Source organism: Microbacterium helvum (assembly GCF_014779795.1).
GTDB classification, from domain to species: Bacteria; Actinomycetota; Actinomycetes; order Actinomycetales; family Microbacteriaceae; genus Microbacterium; species Microbacterium helvum.
In genome coordinates, this window is sequence record NZ_JACXZS010000002.1 from 243,268 (window position 1) to 261,383 (window position 18,116).

19 protein-coding genes and 1 tRNA gene are annotated in these 18,116 nt (G+C 68.8%); 13 read left to right on the forward strand and 7 right to left on the reverse strand.

Annotation, left to right across the window (positions count from 1 at the left end; all coding sequences use genetic code 11):
* Nucleotides 1-8 precede the first annotated feature (8 nt).
* Both IF188_RS04280 and IF188_RS04285 read right to left on the reverse strand, forming a co-directional pair.
* The gene (locus tag IF188_RS04280) at nt 9-452 is read right to left on the reverse strand and encodes an SRPBCC family protein (RefSeq protein WP_191170551.1); all 444 of its coding nucleotides are present in this window, start codon (nt 450-452) and stop codon (nt 9-11) included.
* Nucleotides 445-807 (reverse strand): ArsR/SmtB family transcription factor, encoded by a 363-nt coding sequence (locus tag IF188_RS04285; protein ID WP_191170552.1) that lies wholly within the window; start codon nt 805-807, stop codon nt 445-447. Before IF188_RS04285 ends, IF188_RS04280 begins: the two co-directional genes overlap by 8 nt.
* 105 nt (nt 808-912) lie before the next feature.
* Here IF188_RS04285 and IF188_RS04290 point away from each other — a divergent pair, with 105 nt between their 5' ends.
* Complete coding sequence (locus tag IF188_RS04290) at nt 913-1,485, forward strand: dihydrofolate reductase family protein (RefSeq protein WP_191170553.1); 573 nt, start codon at nt 913-915, stop codon at nt 1,483-1,485.
* Nucleotides 1,486-1,528: 43 nt separating this feature from the next.
* On the opposite strand, the gene IF188_RS04295 is transcribed toward IF188_RS04290, so the two are convergent.
* Nucleotides 1,529-2,290, reverse strand: coding sequence for an SGNH/GDSL hydrolase family protein (locus IF188_RS04295; RefSeq protein ID WP_191170554.1), 762 nt, complete (start codon nt 2,288-2,290; stop codon nt 1,529-1,531).
* A 185-nt stretch (nt 2,291-2,475) separates the two neighbouring features.
* Here IF188_RS04295 and IF188_RS04300 point away from each other — a divergent pair, with 185 nt between their 5' ends.
* The 6 genes from IF188_RS04300 (at nt 2,476) to IF188_RS04325 (ending at nt 8,295) form a co-directional block, all read left to right on the forward strand.
* Nucleotides 2,476-3,519: an ABC transporter substrate-binding protein gene (locus IF188_RS04300; protein WP_191170555.1), complete on the forward strand. Its 1,044-nt coding sequence runs from the start codon at nt 2,476-2,478 to the stop codon at nt 3,517-3,519.
* A 1-nt stretch (nt 3,520) separates the two neighbouring features.
* On the forward strand, nt 3,521-4,318 hold the full coding sequence (locus IF188_RS04305; protein ID WP_191170556.1) for an ABC transporter ATP-binding protein: 798 nt from the start codon (nt 3,521-3,523) through the stop codon (nt 4,316-4,318).
* Entirely contained in the window at nt 4,318-5,208 is an 891-nt protein-coding gene (locus IF188_RS04310) for an ABC transporter permease (protein WP_191170557.1), read from the forward strand. Before IF188_RS04305 ends, IF188_RS04310 begins: the two co-directional genes overlap by 1 nt.
* Nucleotides 5,209-5,262: 54 nt before the next feature.
* A complete protein-coding gene (locus IF188_RS04315) occupies nt 5,263-6,189 on the forward strand; it encodes a TauD/TfdA dioxygenase family protein (protein WP_191170558.1) in 927 nt (308 codons plus the stop codon).
* Between the two features lies 1 nt (nt 6,190).
* A complete protein-coding gene (locus IF188_RS04320) occupies nt 6,191-7,534 on the forward strand; it encodes an LLM class flavin-dependent oxidoreductase (RefSeq protein ID WP_191170559.1) in 1,344 nt (447 codons plus the stop codon).
* A gap of 128 nt (nt 7,535-7,662) precedes the next feature.
* Nucleotides 7,663-8,295, forward strand: a complete 633-nt coding sequence (locus IF188_RS04325; protein ID WP_191170560.1) for a phosphoribosyltransferase — start codon at nt 7,663-7,665, stop codon at nt 8,293-8,295.
* An 8-nt stretch (nt 8,296-8,303) separates the two neighbouring features.
* Here the strand turns inward: IF188_RS04325 and IF188_RS04330 are convergent, their stop codons facing one another.
* Nucleotides 8,304-9,977 carry a DUF885 domain-containing protein gene (locus tag IF188_RS04330; RefSeq protein ID WP_191170561.1) on the reverse strand — a complete coding sequence of 558 codons (1,674 nt, stop codon included), beginning with the start codon at nt 9,975-9,977 and terminating at the stop codon, nt 8,304-8,306.
* Between the two features lie 52 nt (nt 9,978-10,029).
* The gene (gene polA / locus IF188_RS04335; protein WP_191170562.1) at nt 10,030-12,687 is read right to left on the reverse strand and encodes a DNA polymerase I; all 2,658 of its coding nucleotides are present in this window, start codon (nt 12,685-12,687) and stop codon (nt 10,030-10,032) included.
* 78 nt (nt 12,688-12,765) lie between these two features.
* Here polA and IF188_RS04340 point away from each other — a divergent pair, with 78 nt between their 5' ends.
* Entirely contained in the window at nt 12,766-13,215 is a 450-nt protein-coding gene (locus IF188_RS04340) for a PaaI family thioesterase (protein ID WP_191170563.1), read from the forward strand.
* A 48-nt stretch (nt 13,216-13,263) separates the two neighbouring features.
* Here the strand turns inward: IF188_RS04340 and IF188_RS04345 are convergent, their stop codons facing one another.
* Nucleotides 13,264-13,884 (reverse strand): ANTAR domain-containing response regulator, encoded by a 621-nt coding sequence (locus IF188_RS04345; protein ID WP_018170749.1) that lies wholly within the window; start codon nt 13,882-13,884, stop codon nt 13,264-13,266.
* Nucleotides 13,885-13,934: 50 nt separating this feature from the next.
* Here IF188_RS04345 and IF188_RS04350 point away from each other — a divergent pair.
* Nucleotides 13,935-14,017: transfer RNA gene (locus tag IF188_RS04350), tRNA-Leu, on the forward strand.
* A 65-nt stretch (nt 14,018-14,082) separates the two neighbouring features.
* Here IF188_RS04350 and IF188_RS04355 read toward each other — a convergent pair.
* Nucleotides 14,083-15,630, reverse strand: coding sequence for an APC family permease (locus IF188_RS04355; RefSeq protein WP_191170564.1), 1,548 nt, complete (start codon nt 15,628-15,630; stop codon nt 14,083-14,085).
* Between the two features lie 160 nt (nt 15,631-15,790).
* Between IF188_RS04355 and IF188_RS04360 the strand changes: the two genes are divergently transcribed.
* Genes IF188_RS04360 through IF188_RS04375 form a run of 4 tightly spaced genes read left to right on the forward strand, consistent with a single transcriptional unit; the run spans nt 15,791 to nt 18,091 of the window.
* Nucleotides 15,791-16,144, forward strand: a complete 354-nt coding sequence (locus IF188_RS04360; protein WP_191170565.1) for a PadR family transcriptional regulator — start codon at nt 15,791-15,793, stop codon at nt 16,142-16,144.
* A gap of 2 nt (nt 16,145-16,146) precedes the next feature.
* Nucleotides 16,147-16,515, forward strand: a complete 369-nt coding sequence (locus IF188_RS04365; RefSeq protein WP_191170566.1) for a DUF1048 domain-containing protein — start codon at nt 16,147-16,149, stop codon at nt 16,513-16,515.
* The gene (locus IF188_RS04370) at nt 16,512-17,291 is read left to right on the forward strand and encodes an ABC transporter ATP-binding protein (RefSeq protein ID WP_191170567.1); all 780 of its coding nucleotides are present in this window, start codon (nt 16,512-16,514) and stop codon (nt 17,289-17,291) included. The genes IF188_RS04365 and IF188_RS04370 overlap by 4 nt, the downstream gene beginning before the upstream one ends.
* A complete protein-coding gene (locus IF188_RS04375; protein WP_191170568.1) occupies nt 17,288-18,091 on the forward strand; it encodes an ABC transporter permease in 804 nt (267 codons plus the stop codon). Before IF188_RS04370 ends, IF188_RS04375 begins: the two co-directional genes overlap by 4 nt.
* The last annotated feature ends 25 nt before the right edge of the window (nt 18,092-18,116 follow it).

Sequence of the window (18,116 nt, forward strand, 5' to 3'; positions counted from 1 at the left end):
TCGCGGGGTCAGGCCTGGAGGCGCTCCAGCACGCGCTCGATGTCGTCGATGAACGAGTTGTAGCCGGCGATCGTGGCGGCGACCTGCTCGTCGCTGAAGTCGGAGCGGTCCTGCCGGATCGTCAGCACGGTGCCGTCGTCGGTCTCTTCGAGATCGAAGAGCACGGGAAGCCCCGCATCGTCGCCGGGCTGGTCGGTGAGGGTCATCGCCAGGTGCGACGGCGGCTCGACCACCTTGTACTCGCCGGCCCAGTCGATCCGGTTGCCGTCGGGCAGGTGCATCACGGCCCGGAACTGGCCGCCGGGGCGCACGTCCATCGTGAGTGTCTCGTGCGGCACCTCGACGGCGGCGGTGCCGAACCAGACCGCGAAGTGCTCGGGCTTGACGAGGGTCTCGAACACCAGTTCGCGGGGTGCGCGCAGGGTGCGGGTCACCGTGAAGTACTCAGTCATGGTCTTGCTCCTTGTCGGTGGTGCTGTCGGTGCCCAGCTGCTGCAGGGCGTTGAGGTACTGGTCGAGGGCCGAGAGGCTGTCGTCCCAGAACTTCGCGTAGTCGCCGATCCAGGCGGATGCCGCCGCCAGCGGCCGTGCGTCGAGCTGGGCGGGCCGATACTGAGCGGTGCGCCCGCGCGTCACGAGCCCCGCGTCCTGCAGCACCCGGAGATGCTTGGACACGGCGGCGAAGGTCATGTCGAACGGCTCGGCGAGCTCCCCCACGGTCGCTTCGCCCTCGCTCAGTCGCGCGAGGATCGCTCGCCGCGTCGGGTCGGCCAGTGCCGCGAACGTGCGGCTCAGGGTGTCGGTCATGACCTACCTCCCGTTCCCGTCCTTGGTATTCAACTGATTGGTACTGTACGGAATGGTTGAATACATGTCAACCCCTCTGTCAGCCGTCCGCGGTACCTTGACGGCATGCCTCGCGTGATCTTCTACACGGCCACCACGCTCAACGGCTTCCTGGCCGACGAGCACGATTCGCTCGAGTGGCTGTTCGCCGCTCCGGGCGGTGAAGGTGGCGACGCGGACTTCCAGGAGTTCCTGGCCGGCATAGGCGTGCTCGTCCAAGGCTCGTCGACCTACCGATGGGTGGTCGAGCACGAAGACCTCGTCGCGCATCCCGAGAAGTGGCCGTCGTACTACGGCGATCGGCCGACGTGGGTGTTCTCGAGTCGTGCGCAGCCGGTGGTTCCCGGCGTCGACATCCGCTTCGCCTCGGGCGATGTGCGAGAGGCGTGGCCGCGGATCCGCGAAGCCGCGGGCGGTCGCGACGTGTGGATCGTGGGCGGCGGCGATCTCGCCGGTCAGTTCGCCGACGCGGGGCTGCTCGACGAGATCCGCGTGTCGGTCGCACCAGCCACTCTTCGCTCGGGCAAACCCCTGCTCCCCCGCGCGCTCGGCGCCGATCGCCTCGAACTCACCGCGGTGCGAAAGGCCGGCGCGTTCGCCGAGCTCACCTATCGGGTGACCGGTGCCGCCGATGAGTGACGCCGCGCGCACCCGATCGGGCTCGGAATACGCGCGGCCGGCGTCAGACTGACGGCGCGAACGTGGTCCATCCGCCGCCGAACTTCGGCTCGCGGCCGTCGCCCGACGAGGTTCCGGTGAGTCGCCGGCGCACCCACGGCCCGACGTGCTCGCGATAGTACGCGGCGCCGCGTGCTCCGGTCGCCGGCAACGGCGGGAGCGACCACCATTCCGGGTGGGGATCGAGCCCGAGCGCATCGAGCACGCGGGCCGCGACGCGGTGGTGGCCGCGCGAGTTCATGTGCAGGCGGTCGTCGGACCAGAACGGCGGTGTCGCGAGCTCGGTGTCGAACCAGTTGTACGCGCGCACCACGTCCGAGCGCGGCTCCAGGTGCGCTTCGACCGCGTGAGACAGCAGATCGCCTCGACGCTGGATGAGGCGGCGCATCGGCAGCTGCCCTGACGGGTTGGCGCCCGACAGCACGATGAGTCGCACGCCCTCCTCGTCGCAGCGGCGCAGCACCGTGTCGAACGCCTGAACGACGCCCGACACGCTCGTGCGCGGACGCAGCATGTCGTTGCCGCCGCCGTTGAACGACAGGTGCGTGGGCTTCAGCGCGAGCGCGGGCTCCAGCTGCTGCTCGACGATCGGCCACACCAGCTTGCCGCGGATGGCGAGGTTGGCGTACTCGATCGGCTCGCCGACGGCATCCGCCCATCCCTGAGCGACGAGGTCCGCCCAGCCGCGCACGTGTCCGTCGGGAAGCTCGTCGCCCACGCCCTCGGTGAAGGAGTCGCCGATCGCGACGTATCGAACGGATGCCACGTGCCCAGCCTACGTCGCCCTCACGCCCCGGTTCGTGGACCCACGTTGCGCGACGAGAACGCGTATGACGCCGTGTTCCGTTCCCGGACGCGCCGTTACCGACGGGGATTTCCCAGATCACACGGGATCGCTTCGATGTTCAGCACCCCGCACGCCCCGGATGCGGAAACGAGAGGGAGCCCCACATGAACGTACAGACACAAGGCCGCCGACGGCCCCGGACCGCGATCGCCGCAGCCGTCACCGCGAGCGCCCTGGCGCTCGCGGTGGGCTTGAGCGGATGCTCGGGCCCGGCGGCAGCGTCGGCCGGCGCCGCGGAAGAAGTCGACGTGCTTCGGTACCAGGGCTGGTCCAACCAGGTCAGCCTGCCCGAACTCGCCGAGGACCTCGGCTACCTCGGCGACGTGAAGCTCGAATGGGTCGGCAACACCATCAGCGGCCCGCAGGACATCCAATCCGCTGCGACCGGGCAGACCGAGTTCGGCGGCGCGTTCGCGGGCGCGGTGGTCAAGCTCATCGAGGCCGGTGCGCCGGTGACCGCGGTGATCAACTACTACGGCGAGGACGAGCAGGCCTTCAACGGCTTCTACGTCGTCGACGGAAGTCCGATCGAGTCGGCGAAGGACCTCATCGGCAAGAAGGTCGGCGTTAACACGCTGGGTGCGCACTCGGAGGCCGTTCTCGACACCTGGCTCGCTGACGAGGGGCTCTCGGACGACGAGATCGCGCAGGTGCAGCTGATCGTGGTGCCGCCGAACGACACGGAAGAGGCGCTCCGCCGCGGCCAGATCGACGTCGGCGTGCTCGGCGGCGTGCTGCAGGACCGGGCGATCGCCAATGGCGGACTGCACACGCTCCTCACCGACTACGACCTGTTCGGCGCGTTCGCCGGCGGCCAGTACGTGTTCCGCGACGACTTCATCGCGAAGAACCCCGAGACGGTGCACACCTTCACGACGGCGATCGCCAAGGCCATCGAATGGGAGCGCGAGACGCCGAAGGACGAGGTGATCGCCCGCTTCACCAAGATCATCGAGGGGCGCGATCGAGACGAGAGCACCGCGAACCTTCAGTACTGGAAGAGCCCCGGTGTTCCCGGCGTCGGTGGGATCAGCGACGAGGACTTCACCCGCTGGGAGGACTGGCTCGTGGGCTCGGGAATCGTCGACGGGAAGCTGACCCCGTCGGACTACTACACCAACGAGTACAACGATCTGGCTGAGGACTGACATGACCGCCAAGATCAGCTTGCGCGACGTCACACAGCGCTTCACGGTGCGTGGCCCGCAGGGCCCGACACAGCTCACCGCCCTCGACGGGGTCACCCTGGACGTGCAGGCCGGCGAGTTCCTCACGCTGGTGGGCCCGAGCGGGTCGGGCAAGAGCACCCTGCTCGATCTGCTCGCCGGCCTCACCACTCCCACGTCGGGCGAGGTGCTCGTGGACGGCGCCACCGTGACCGGCCCCGGCCCGGACCGCGCCGTCGTGTTCCAGCAGTACGCGCTGTTCCCGTGGCGCACCGCCTCGCAGAACGTGCAGATCGGGCTGGAGGGCAGCGGAATCCGCCGCAGGGAGCGGGTGGAGCGCGCACACCGGTACCTCGACCTCGTCGGACTGACCGGCTTCGAGGACCGCTACCCCCACGAGCTGTCGGGCGGCATGAAGCAGCGCGTCGCGATCGCCCGCAGCCTCGCCTACGAACCCGAGATCCTGCTGATGGACGAGCCGTTCGCCGCGCTCGACGCCCAGACGCGCGAACAGCTGCAGGCGGAGCTGCTGTCGATCTGGCATGCGACCGGAAAGACGATCGTGTTCATCACGCACGGCATCGACGAGGCGGTGTATCTCGGCCAGCGTGTCGCCGTGCTCAGCGCCCGACCCGGACGCCTGACCGCCGTGGTCGACATCGACCTGCCGCCCCACGACACGACCGACGGCGACGTGCGCTCCACCCCGGCGTTCGTCGAGCACCGTCACCGCGTCTGGACCCTCCTGCACGACCGTGCCGACGAGAGGAAGGCAGCCTGATGAGCACGCTCACCGCTCCACCCCGGGTCGCGCTCAGCCCCACCGACGGAGAAGTGGATGCTGCGGCATCCACTCTCCCGTCCGCTCGCTCGCACCGCGCACGCGCAGGATGGGCGCGAGTCGGGCGCACCGCCGGCTCGATCGCCTGGAAGTCGGCCGCGATCATCGGCTTCCTGCTGCTGTGGGAGATCGGACCCCAGCTCGCGCCCGCTTCGACCCAGGTGTTCCTTCCGCCGCTGCACCAGGTGCTCGCGGCATGGTGGGACCTCGTCACCACCGGCGCGCTGCAGGCGCACCTGGCCGCGAGCCTGACGCGCTCGGTCGCGGGATTCAGCGTCGCCGTCGTCGTCGGGATCGTGGTGGGGCTGGTGATCGCGTGGTACCGGCCGCTCGGCACCTTCCTGACACCGCTGCTGGAGGTGTTCCGCAACACGGCCGCTCTCGCACTGCTGCCCGTCTTCACCCTGCTTCTCGGAATCGGTGAGGAATCGAAGATCACGATCGTCGCGTATGCCGCGTTCTTCCCGGTGCTGCTGAACACGGTCGCGGGCGTGCGCACCGTCGATCCGCTGCTCATCCGCGCGGCGCGCTCGCTCGGGCTGTCGCAGGTCGCGCTGTTCCGCAAGGTGATCCTGCCGTCGGCGGTGCCGACGATCTTCACCGGCATCCGCATGGCGGGCACCGCATCGATCCTCGTGCTCATCGCCGCCGAGATGGTCGGCGCCAAGGCCGGACTCGGATTCCTGATCGTCAACGCGCAGTCGAGCTTCCTCATCCCCGCCATGTACGCCGGCATCCTCACCGTCGCGATCCTCGGATTCCTCGTGAACTCGGGTCTCGTCGGCGTCGAACGGCGGCTGTCGCGCTGGCGCACTCCCGCCGGCCACTGAACCGCTCCACCCATTCCGCACCACCCATTCCGCACCACCTCGAAAGGAAAAGCCATGTCCACCTCGACCCTTCTTCCGACCCGCCTGGAGTTCCGCAAGCTCGGCGAGCGCATCGGCGCCGAGATCCGCGGCCTCGATCTGAGCGCCGACCTCTCCGACGAGACCGTCGCCGAGATCCGCGCCGCCCTGAACGAGCACAAGGCGCTCGTCTTCCGCGACGCGAACATCCGCACCGACGAGGAGCAGGTGCGCTTCGCCTCGCGCTTCGGACCGCTGACGACGGCCCACCCGACGGTCGCCGCCGTCGACGGCGCGGCCAACGTGCTGCCCGTCGACAGCGAAGACGGCTCGGCCAACACGTGGCACACCGACGTCACGTTCGTCGTCAACCCGCCGCAGGCCACCACCCTGCGCAGCATCACGCTGCCCGCGTACGGCGGCGAGACGCTCATCGCCTCGAGCGCCGGCGCGTACCAGGATCTGCCCGCCGAACTGCGTGCCTTCGCCGACACGCTCTGGGCGGTGCACACGAACGACTACGACTACGCCGTGCCGAAGAACCTCGAGCACGACGGTGCCGAGGAGCGGCGCAAAGTGTTCACGCGCGAGATCTACCAGAGCGTGCACCCGGTCGTCCGGGTGCACCCGCTCACCGGCGAACGTGGTCTGTTCATCGGCGGGTTCGCGCAGCGCCTGCGCATCGTGGGCCTGTCGAACACCGAGTCGAAAGACATCATCCGTCTGCTGCAGGCCTACGTCACGCGACCCGAGAACGTCGTGCGGGTGAACTGGGAGCCGAACCAGGTGGTGCTGTTCGACAACCGCATCACAAAGCACTACGCGCCCGCGAACTACGGCGATCAGGCGCGCAAGCTCAACCGGGTCACGATCGCCGGCGACATCCCCGCTTCGATCGACGGCACCCGCAGCCAGTCGCTGCAGGGCGACTCGTCGGCGTACTCCGTCACCGTGGAGGTGTGACATGGCGCAGCGTGCGCAGAGGCGACTGCACCTCAACGCCTTCCTGATGAGCACCGGCCACCACGAGGCGTCGTGGCGGCTGCGCGAGAGCGACCCGCACGCGGGCACCGACATCGCCCACTTCGTGCGACTCGCCCAGACGGCGGAGCAGGCGAAGCTGGACTCGATCTTCTTCGCCGACTCCCCCGTGCTGTGGGGAAGCGTCGCCAAGCGGCCGACCAGCGCGCTCGAGCCCACGGTGCTGCTGGCGGCGCTCGCCGTGGCGACCTCGCGCATCGGGCTCATCGCGACCGCGTCGACGAGCTACAACTCGCCGTACAACCTCGCGCGCCGTTTCGCCTCGATCGACCACATCTCAGGCGGCCGCGTCGGCTGGAACGTCGTCACCACCGCGGGCGCCGACGCGGCGCGCAACTTCGGGCTCGACGCGCAGCCGCTCCACGACGACCGGTACGCGCGTGCCGCCGAGTTCCTCGACGTCGCCGAGAAGCTCTGGGACTCGTGGGACGACGACGCCGTGCTGGCCGACAAGGCCGCCGGGGTGTGGGGCGATGAGGAGCGTGTGCACCCCGTCGAGCACACCGGTCGCTACTTCTCGGTGCGTGGCCCGCTCGACATCCCGCGCTCGCCGCAGGGGCGCCCTGTCATCGTTCAGGCGGGGTCGTCCGAGAACGGCAAGGACCTGGCGGCGCGATACGCCGAGGCCGTGTTCACCGCGCAGCAGACACTCGAAGACGCGCAGGCGTTCTACGGCGATCTCAAGCGTCGAACCGCCGCGGTCGGCCGCGATCCCGAGAGCATCAAGATCCTGCCCGGCATCGTCCCCGTGATCGCGTCGACCGAGGCCGAGGCGCGGCGGCGCGACCGAGAGCTCGACGAGCTGATCCGTCCTGAGTACGCGCGCAATGAGCTCGCCGGCGTGCTGGGGCTGTCACCGCGGGATCTTCCGCTGGACGCCCAGCTGCCGGAGGATCTGCCGAGTGAGGACGCGGTCGAGGGCGCGAAGAGCCGATACACGCTGATCGTCGAACTCGCCCGTCGTGAGCACCTGACCGTGCGGGAGCTCATCGGGCGTCTCGGCGGCGGACGCGGCCATCGCACCATCGCCGGAACGCCGGAGCAGGTGGCCGATGCGCTTCAGACATGGTTCGATGCCGGCGCGGCCGACGGGTTCAACATCATGCCCGCGACGCTTCCCGGAGGCCTGGACGACTTCGTGGACCACGTCGTGCCGATCCTGCGTGAGCGCGGCCTGTTCCGCGCCGAATACGAGGGAGCCACCCTGCGCGAGCACTACGGACTGGCGCGCCCCATTCCGGTCCGCGCGGAGGCCGTTCCCGCCTGACCAGCCCTCTCGGCACGCCGACCATGCCCTTCTCTCGCCGACCATGCCCGAACGTTCGGGCATGGTGGCGGAGGGAGGGGCATGGTCGCGCGGGGACGGGCATGGTCGCGGAGGCGTAGCGTGGAGGGATGGCCCTGTTCGCGGATCGGCGGGCGGCCGGACGAGCGCTCGCCGCGGACCTCGAGAACCGGCGCGGGACGGATGCCGTCGTGCTGGGCATCCCGCGCGGCGGCGTCGTGGTCGCGGCCGCGGTCGTCGCGGAACTCGGCCTGCCGCTGGACGCGGTGCTCGTGCGCAAGCTCGGCGCGACCGGACACGAGGAGTTCGCGATCGGTGCGATCGCGGAGGGGGTGCGCATCGTGACCCCGGACGCCGTGCGCTGGGCCGGCATGACCGCCGGCGATGTCGACGACGTCGAGAATGCCGAGCGGGGCGAGCTCGCACGGCGCGAGGACGCGTACGGTGCCGGCTCGATCGACCTCGCGGGCCGCGTCGCGATCGTCGTCGACGACGGCGTCGCGACCGGGGCGACCGCGATCGCCGCCTGTCGCGCGTTGCGGGCGCGGCACCCCTCGCGGATCGTCCTTGCTGTTCCCGTCGCTCCGGACCGATGGATGCCTCCCGCCGACGCCGCGGACGAGTACGTGTGTCCGCATCGCGAAGACGACTTCTGGGCCGTCGGCCAGTTCTACGACGACTTCGCCCAGACGAGCGACGAGGAGGTCGTGGCGCTGCTGCAGCACCACGACCTCCCCTCATGAGGGACGCGTCAGCGCGACAGCGCGAAGCGCAGCGTGTCGAGGCCGACACCGCCGATGTCGAGCGCGCGCTTGTGGAACTGCTTGATCGAGAAGGCGTCGCCCTCGCGCGCGGCGACCTCATCGCGCAGCTGCTCCCAGATGCGCTGGCCGACCTTGTACGCGGGAGCCTGTCCGGGCCAGCCGAGGTAGCGGTTCACCTCGAACTTGACGAACTCGTCGGGCATGTTGACGTTGTGGAGCATGAAGTCCAGCGCGTAGTCGGCGTCCCACACGCCCTGGCCGTCGAGTCGCGGCTTCTCCAGGTGCACGCCGATGTCGAGCACGACGCGGGCAGCGCGCATGCGCTGGCCGTCGAGCATGCCGAGGCGGTCTGCGGGGTCCGACAGGTAGCCGAGCTGCTCCATGAGGCGCTCGGCGTACAGCGCCCAGCCCTCGGCGTGACCCGACGTGCCGCCCAGCAGGCGACGGTACGTGTTCAGCTGCGCACGGTTGTACACCGCCTGCGCGATCTGCAGGTGGTGGCCGGGAACGCCCTCGTGGTACACGGTGGTGAGTTCGCGCCACGTGTCGAAGTCCTCGACACCCTCGGGCACCGACCACCACATGCGGCCCGGGCGCGAGAAGTCGTCCGTCGGACCCGTGTAGTAGATGCCGCCCTCCTTGGTGGGGGCGATCATGCACTCCAGATCGCGGATCGGCGCCGCGATGTCGAAGTGCGTCCTGCCGAGCTCTTCGATGGCACGGTCGCTGGTCTGCTGCATCCACTTCTGCAAGGCGTCCGTGCCGTACAGCTTGCGCGACGTGTCATGCTCGAGGAATGCCACCGCCTCTTCCACCGAGGCGCCCGGCTTGATCTCGTTTGCGATCGACTCCTGCTCGGCGACCATGCGCGCGAGCTCCTCGACACCCCAGTCGTAGGTCTCGTCGAGGTCGATCGTCGCTCCGAGGAAGCGGCGGGAGTGCAGCGCGTACAGCTCGCGGCCGACGGCGTCCTTCTCGGCGGCTGCCGGCGCGAGTTCGTTCGACAGGAACGAGGCGAGCTCGTCGTAGGCGACGCGCGCAGCGTTGGCGTTGTCGGCCAGATCACGTGCGAGGGATGCCGGAAGCTGGCCCTCTTCGGGCGCCGCCTCGGCAGCGAACGTGGCGAAGAAGCCGCCGTCGGCCGTGTAGCGGGCGATCTGCGTGACGACCTCGACCACCTGGCGGCGCGCAGGGACGACATTCTGCGCGATGCCCTCGCGCAGCGAGGCGACGTAGCCGTCGATGGCGCCCGGGACCGCGGCGAGGCGCGTGGCGATGACGGACCAGTCATCGGTGGTGGCCGTCGGCATGAGGTCGAAGGCCGAGCGGATGTCCTGGGCGTGCGAGGAGATCACGTTCAGGTCGCGCAGGTGCCACTTCGCCTCGTCGAGGTCGAGGCCGAGCTGGATCTCGCGCGAGAGGTCATCCTTGGTCACCTCGTCGACGAAGTCGACAGGGGCCGCGGCTTGCAGTGCGGCGAGAGTCTTGCGGCCCTCTTCGGCGAGGCGCTCCTGTCCGGCCGGGCTGTAGTCGCCGAACCGGCCGTTGTGCTCGGTGCGACCGATGTAGGTCGCGAGCGTCGGCTCCAGTTCGGCAAGGGTGTCGACCCACGCATCTGCGATCTTGTCGATCTGCGTGGGCGTGCGGGTTTCGTCTGTCATGACTCTGAGCCTAAGTGCTGTCGCGGGTGGGATTCAGTGCCGGGGCGGATCGTCAGTGCCCGGCTTCGTTCCAGTCGCCGCCTCGGCCGATCTGCACGTCGAGCGGCACCGACAGCGTGGCGGCATCGCCCATGCGGGTGCGCACGATCTGCTCGGCGGCATCCCACTCCCCCGGCGCGACCTCGACGACGAGCTCGTCGTGGATCTGCAGCAGCACGCGTGAGCGCAGCTCGGCCGCCGCGAAGTCGTCGTGGATGTGGAAGAGCGCGATCTTCATGATGTCGGCCGCGCTTCCCTGGATCGGGGCGTTGAGCGCCGCGCGCTCGGCGTTCTCGCGCAGCACCCGGTTGGGGCTGGCGAGATCGGGGAACGGCCGGCGGCGGCCGAAGATCGTCTCGGTGTAGCCGTCGATCCGAGCCTGCTCGACGGATGAGCGCAGGTAGTCGCGCACCGCGCCGAACCGGGCGAAGTACTCCATCATGAGCTGCTTGGCCTCGGCCTGCTCGATGCGCAGCTGCTTCGACAGTCCGAATGCCGAGAGGCCGTAGACCAGCCCGTACGACATCGCCTTGACCTTCGTGCGCATCTGCGGGGTGACGTCCTCGGGTGCGACGCCGAACACGCGGGAGCCGACGAAGCGGTGCGTGTCCTCTCCGGAGTTGAACGCCTCGATGAGTCCGGGATCCTCGGACAGATGCGCCATGATGCGCATCTCGATCTGCGAGTAGTCGGCGGTCAGCAGCGTCTCGTACCCCTCGCCGACCGTGAAGGCCGAGCGGATGCGGCGGCTCTCTTCGGTGCGGATCGGGATGTTCTGCAGGTTGGGGTCGGTGCTCGACAGGCGGCCGGTCTGGCTGCCGGTCTGCACGTAGGTCGTGTGGATGCGTCCATCGTCGCCGATCGCCTTGTCGTTGCCGATGGAGCTGTCGAGCGACTCGATGATCTGTCGCAGCTTCGTGGCCTCGCGGTGCTGCAGCAGCAGATCGAGGAAGGGGTGGGGATTCGTCTCCTGCAGGTCCGCGAGCACGGCGGCGTCGGTCGAGTAGCCGGTCTTGGTCTTGCGGGTCTTCGGCAGCTGCAGCTCGTCGAAGAGCACCTCCTGCAGCTGCTTGGGCGAGCCGAGGTTCACCTCGCGCCCGATCGCCGCGTACGCCTCTTGGGCGAGGCCGTCGGCGCGCGCGCCCAGCTCGCCCGAGAAGGTGGACAGGATCTCGTGCGAGACGGCGACGCCCGCGAGCTCCATGTCGGCCAGCGTGTGCAGCGTGGGCAGTTCGATGTCGGAGAGCACGCCGGCGACGCTCGCGGGCAGCTCGGCGGTCACGGCGTGGGCCACCCGCAGGGTGTACCACGACAGCTGACCCGGGGTCGCTCCCTCGGTCTCGGGCACGAGCTGCGACGGGTCGGCCTCGGGAAGCTTCTCGTCGAGGTAGCGGTCGACGAGGTCTGCGAGGGTCTTGTCGGGGAAGCTCGGACGCAGCAGCCATCCGGCCAGCACGACGTCCATCACCAGCCCGCCCAGGCTCAGCCCCGCGCGGCGCAGCGCCTTGACCTGCGGCTTCGCGTCGGCGAACACCTTGGGCGCGTCGGACGCGAGCCACGGCGTGAGGGACGCCTCCACCTCCGGCGTCCATGACGCTTCGGCCGCAGAATCGGCGGTGGCCACGCCGATGCGCGCGGGAAGCCCGCGCTCGACGGTGAGCGTCACGCCCACCTCGCCGGTCGCGGCGTCGAGCCACCCCGCGAGATCCGCGCCCGACAGCTCGGCGGCGACCGGGGCGAGCTCTGCCGCTGCGGAGTTGACCGCGGCCATCTGCTGCTCGATGCCGGCGAGCTCTGCCACCCGTGGGATGAGCGTCTTGAACTCGAGGCGGGAGAAGATGTCGCGCACGGCCTGCGCATCCATCGGCTGCACCTCGAGGTCGGCCGGGCCGTAGGGCAGCTCGACGTCGCGCAGCAGCCGGTTGAGGCGACGGTTGCGCCGGACGTCCTCGGTGTGCGCGACCAGGTTGCCGCCGACGACGCCCTTGATGGTGCTCGCGCCTTCGAGCAGCGCGTCCAGCGAGCCGAACTGGTTCAGCCACTTGACCGCCGTCTTCTCACCGACCTTCGGCACGCCGGGAAGGTTGTCGCTGGTCTCGCCGACGAGAGCGGCGATGTCGGGATACTGCTCGGGCGGCACCCCGTAGCGGTCGATCACGGCCTGACGGTCGTAGCGCTTGAGCTGCGACACGCCCTGCACGTTCGGGTAGAGCAGCGTGATGTCGTCGTTGACGAGCTGGATGGTGTCGCGGTCGCCCGAGCAGACGAGGACGTTGAAGCCCTGCTCGGCACCCTGCGTCGCGAGTGTCGCCAGGATGTCGTCGGCCTCGATGTCTTCTTTCTGGATGACGGTGATGCTCATCGCCGCGAGGCAGTCCTGCAGGAGCGGGATCTGACCCTTGAACTCGTTCGGCGTCTCAGAGCGGTTCGCCTTGTACTCCTCATACTCGCGCGTGCGGAACGACTGCCGTGACGTGTCGAACGCGATCGCGAGATGCGTGGGCTTCTCGGCCTTCAGCAGGTTGATCAGCATCGCGAGGAACCCGTAGATGCCGTTGGTGTGCTGCCCGTCCTTGGTCGAGAAGTTGTCGACCGGGAGCGCATAGAACGCTCGGTAGGCCAGCGAATGGCCGTCGACGACCAGAAGGGTAGGCTTTGCGGAGTCCGTCACCCTGCCAGCCTAGCCAGGGCCGACGACACCCGATCTCCGTCGCGGGCGCCGCCCCCGCGGCCCGACCGAAGGTGCGCCATGCCCGATCACTCCCCCGCTGCCGCCGCGTCCGCCGAGGTGGACGGACTCGCGTGGGCGATGAGCCGCGGCATCGGCGCCCTCGCCGAGAAGATGGGGTTCGAGTGGCTGGAGTTCACCCCCGAGCGTGCGGTCGCGCGCATGCCTGTCGAGGGCAACACCCAGCCCGTCGGCCTCTTCCACGGTGGAGCGTACGTCGTGCTCGGCGAGTCGCTCGGCTCCATGCATGCCAACTTCCACGCCGGTCCCGGCCGCCTCGCCGTCGGCGTCGACATCAACGCCACGCACACGCGCTCCGCGACCGCCGGCCACGTGACCGGCGTGTGCACGCCGCTGCACCTCGGCCGCAGCCTCACCGTCCACGAGATCGTCGTGACCGACGATCAGGGCCGCCGCTGCTCGACCGTGCGCATCACGAACCACATCAAGGATCTGCCGCCGCAGAAATGAGAAGAGTGGATGCCGCGGGTCGCGGCATCCACTCTCTCAAGAGTTCGGTCAGCCCTTCTTGGGCGCGAGCTGCTCGATGATCGCCTTCGCGACGTCCTGCATCGTGAGGCGGCGGTCCATCGACGCCTTCTGGATCCACCGGAAGGCCTCGGGCTCGGACAGGCCCATCTTCTCGTTCAGCAGGCCCTTCGCGCGGTCGACGAGCTTGCGGGTCTCGAAGCGCTCGACCATGTCGGCCACCTCGGCCTCGAGCGTGATGATCTGCTCGTAGCGGGCCAGTGCGATCTCGATCGCGGGCAGCAGGTCGTTGGGGGTGAAGGGCTTCACGACGTACGCGAGGGCGCCGGCCTCGCTCGCGCGCTCGACGAGCTCCTTCTGGCTGAAGGCGGTCAGCAACACGACCGGCGCGATGTGGTTCTTGCTGAGCTTCTCAGCCGCCGAGATGCCGTCGAGCTGCGGCATCTTCACATCCATGATCACGAGGTCGGGGCGCAGCTCGGTGGCGAGGGCCACAGCCGTCTCACCGTCCCCGGCTTCGCCGACGACATCGAATCCGTTGTCGCGAAGGATCTCGACGATGTCGAGGCGGATGAGCGACTCATCCTCTGCCACGACGACACGACGGGGGGTGGACGCCGTCGTAGCGGCGGTCTGCTCCTGCTCAGTCACCTGCCAATCCTACGGTATGGTCGTTCGCGGACGCGCGGAGGGCCGCGCGCGCCGGTGTGGCGGAATGGCAGACGCGACCGACTCAAACTCGGTTGCCCGCGAGGGCGTGTGGGTTCGACTCCCACCACCGGCACCTGAGCGAACAGAAGAGTGGATGCCTCGGCGCGAGGCATCCACTCTTCTTCTGTTCTGCGGGCGCTACTTCTCGTCGATCGTCGTGACCGCCGTGGTGTTCGGGTCGGGCAGGGTCTCGACCTGCTCCGGCGAGCGGAGATCGACGTCGGCCGGAGCCTTCTTGTCGAGCTCGGGCGGCACCTCCAGCGGCCGCCGCGAGTAGTAGACCTTCGCCTTCCGGTAGAAGAGCGCGAGCGGCACGATGCCCAGCACGATGAGCCCGATGCCGAGCCAGTTCACGATCGCGTCGTTGCTCGGGATAGACGCGAAGAACGCCCAGCCCATGAACACCGCGCCGGCGGCGGGCCACAGCCCGATCAGCAGGAAGTTCTTCACGGACTGGAAGAGCACTCTTCGATACGCCACCACGACGGCGACGCCGGCGAGCGTGTAGTAGAACGCGATCTGGAGGCCGATCGACAGGATGGCGTTCTCCATGATCTCGCCCACACTGCCGAGGAAGTTCGACCCCACGAAGAGCAGCAGCGAGACGACGAGGATCACGATCGTCGCGAACGTCGGGGTCTTCCATCGCGGGTGCACGCGACCGAACGCGCGCGGGATCGTGTGGTCGCGACCCATCGCGAACAGCGAGCGGGTGACCTGGATGAGCGTGGTCTCCAGCGTGGCGATCGTCGACAGCGCCACGGCGATGATCAGGATCTTGCCCCCGAGTCCCGGCCAGATGACATCGCCGAGCACGGACAGGATGTTGGCGCTGTTCGCCTCGATCTGCTCCTGCGACAGCATGATGAGCGTCGCGATCGTGAAGACCTCGAACAGCACGAAGACGATCCCCACACCGATGAGTCCTGCGGCGCCCGCCGACTTGTGGCCGTTCGTGGTCTCCTCGTTGAGGTTCGAGCTGACGTCCCAGCCCCAGTAGTAGAAGGCCGCGATGAGCGCCGCGCCGACGAAGATGCCCGGCCCGGCGAGATGCGAGAAGCCGAGCCACTCCCAGGAGAAGTCCGGGCCGTCGTGGGTGGTCGTGGCGGCGCGGAAGAGCGCGAGCGCCGCGAACACGACCAGGATGCCGACCTCGATGGTCGACATGATCCACTGGGCGCGCGCGGTGATGTGGACGCCGAAGTAGACGCACGCGGCCATGATCACGAACCACACGGCGCCGACGCTCGTGATGAGCGGCACGTTGTCGGCCTGCGACGGGTCGAACAGCGACACCGTCATGGCGCCGGCAGGCAGGGCTCCGGCGACCATGAAGATCGTCGCCGAGATCACCAGCGCCCACCCCGACAGGAAGCCGAGGGCGGGGTGGAGCGCGCGCGCCACCCACGAGTAGGCGGCGCCGGCGTTGACATCGGCGCGGCCCAGATACAGGAACGCCCACGCGATGCCGAGCATCGGGATGCCGCACCACAGCAGGGCGGCCGGGGCGCCCAGTCCTGCGACGCCGACGAGCGTCGCGGTGGTGGCGGCGATGGAATACGCCGGCGCGCTGCCGGCGACGGCCATCACGATCGAGCCTGCGGCGCTCACGCCGCCTGCCTGCAGGTCGTGACGCTCGGGGGTGCTCTGGTCGTCGGGTGCGACCGGTGAGCCGACTCGGGTCATCGAAGCTCCTTGCTGCCGCCCCTGTGGCGGCGGATGGATGGACAGTACACCCCGGCCTCGGAAAATCTTGCTATTCGGTGTTGCTAAGTACTGGTACTCAGTGTTACTTTGTACTGGTACTCAGCAAGACAGAGTAGCTGGCAAGAAAGGAGGTGCCGCGATGGGCAAGCAAGAGACCGAGATGCTCAAGGGCACGTTGGAGGGGATCGTCCTCGCGATCCTGTCCGGACGCCCCGCCTACGGGTACGAGATCACCGCATGGCTTCGTGACCAGGGGTTCTCCGACATCGCCGAGGGCACCGTCTACGCCCTCCTGGTGCGGATCGAACAGCGCGGACTCGTCGACGTCGAGAAGGTCCCGTCCGAGAAGGGGCCGCCGCGCAAGGTCTACACGCTGAACGCGCAGGGTCGCGATCAGCTCTCGGAGTTCTGGAGGACGTGGAGCTTCCTCGCAGATCGCATCGAACAGCTCCACCAGCAGAACACCGACAACTCCCCCGAGAAAGAGGACTGATCATGGCCGCCAAGTGGTACGAAGTCGTCACCGGCTCGCTCGAGCAGAAGAAGCAGTGGAGGCAGTACAAGGCACGCGTCGAGGCTCTCCCCGAGCCGTACCGGGGCGTCGCCAAGGCCGTCGAACGCTACCTCATGTACGCCGGCGGCCTGGTCGACGGCGACAGCATGATGGCGATGTACGGCGATCTCGCCGACCTGTGGGAGCGCGCGGTGGCCGACGGCACGTCGGTGCGCGACCTCGTCGGCGACGACCCGGCGGCCTTCGCGGAGGAGTTCGCCGCCGCCTACAACGGCAAGCAGTGGATCGACAAGGAGCGCGACCGCCTCAGCAAGGCGATCGACGAGGCAGAACGAGGTGAGAACCGATGACCGAGGCAGCGATCGCGGTCAAGGGACTGCAGAAGTCCTACAAGGACCTCCACGTGCTCAAGGGCGTGGACTTCGAGGTGGAGCGGGGCAGCATCGCCGCCCTCCTGGGCTCCAACGGCGCGGGCAAGACCACCGTCGTGCGGATCCTGTCGACACTGCTGCGAGCGGATGCCGGCACCGCCGTCGTCGGCGGGTACGACGTGTCGGCCGACGCCCAGCGGGTGCGCGAGACGATCAGCCTCACCGGGCAGTTCGCCGCGGTCGACGAGGTGCTCTCGGGACGCGAGAACCTCGTGCTCATCGCGCAGCTGCGCCACCTGAAGAACCCCGGCGCGATCGCGGACGACCTGCTCGCCCGTTTCTCGCTCACCGAGGCAGGCGGCCGCAAGGTCGGCACGTACTCCGGCGGCATGCGCCGCCGGCTCGACATCGCCATGAGCCTCATCGGCGACCCGTCCGTGATCTTCCTCGACGAGCCGACCACGGGGCTGGACCCCGCGGCCCGCCTGGAGGTCTGGGAGGCCGTCACGAAGCTCGCCCGCGGCGGCACCACGGTGCTGCTGACCACGCAGTACCTCGAAGAGGCCGAGCAGCTCGCCGACCGGATCGCGATCCTCCACAAGGGCACGATCGTCGTCGACGGCACGCTCGACGAGCTCAAGCGCCTGCTGCCGCCGGCGAAGGTCGAGTACGTCGAGAAGCAGCCCAGCCTCGAAGACGTCTTCTTCGCCCTCACCGGCGAGGTCGACACCGAATCCGCGAAGGAGGAATCATGACCACCGCAACCGCCACCGCGCCGCGCACCGCTTCCGGCGCCCGCTTCTTCAGCGACACCGCCGTCCTCACGAGCCGGTCGCTGCGCCACATCCTGCGCAGCCCCGACACGATCATCACGACCGCGGTCACCCCGATCGCGCTGATGCTGCTGTTCGTCTACGTGTTCGGCGGCGCGATCGACCTGGGCGCCGGCCAGGGGTCGTACATCGACTACATGCTGCCCGGCATCCTGCTCATCACGATCGCGTCGGGCATCGCGTACACGGCGTACCGGCTGTTCCTCGACATGCAGGGCGGGATCTTCGAGCGGTTCCAGTCGCTGCCGATCTCACGGTCGGGCGTGCTCTGGGCTCACGTGCTCACCTCGATGGTGTCGGTCGCGGTCTCGCTGGCCATCGTCATCGGTGTGGCACTGCTGATGGGCTTCCGCACGGGGGCGAGCTTCGCGGCCTGGCTCGGTGTCGCGGGGCTGCTGATGCTCTTCACGCTGGCGCTCACGTGGCTCGCGGTGATCGCCGGGCTCTCGGCCAAGACGGTGGACGGTGCGAGCGCGTTCTCTTACCCGCTCATCTTCCTGCCGTTCATCAGCTCGGCCTTCGTCCCGACCGAGAGCATGCCCGGCCCCGTCCAGTGGTTCGCAGAGAACCAGCCCGTCACCTCGATCGTCGACTCGATCCGCGCCCTGTTCGCGGGCCAGCCGGTCGGCGGCGACATCTGGGTGGCGATGGCCTGGCTCGTCGGGATCCTGATCGTCGCCTATGCGATCTCGATGTCGATCTACCGGCGCAAGATCAGCTGAGGACTCCCCCGCGCCGTGTGCGCAC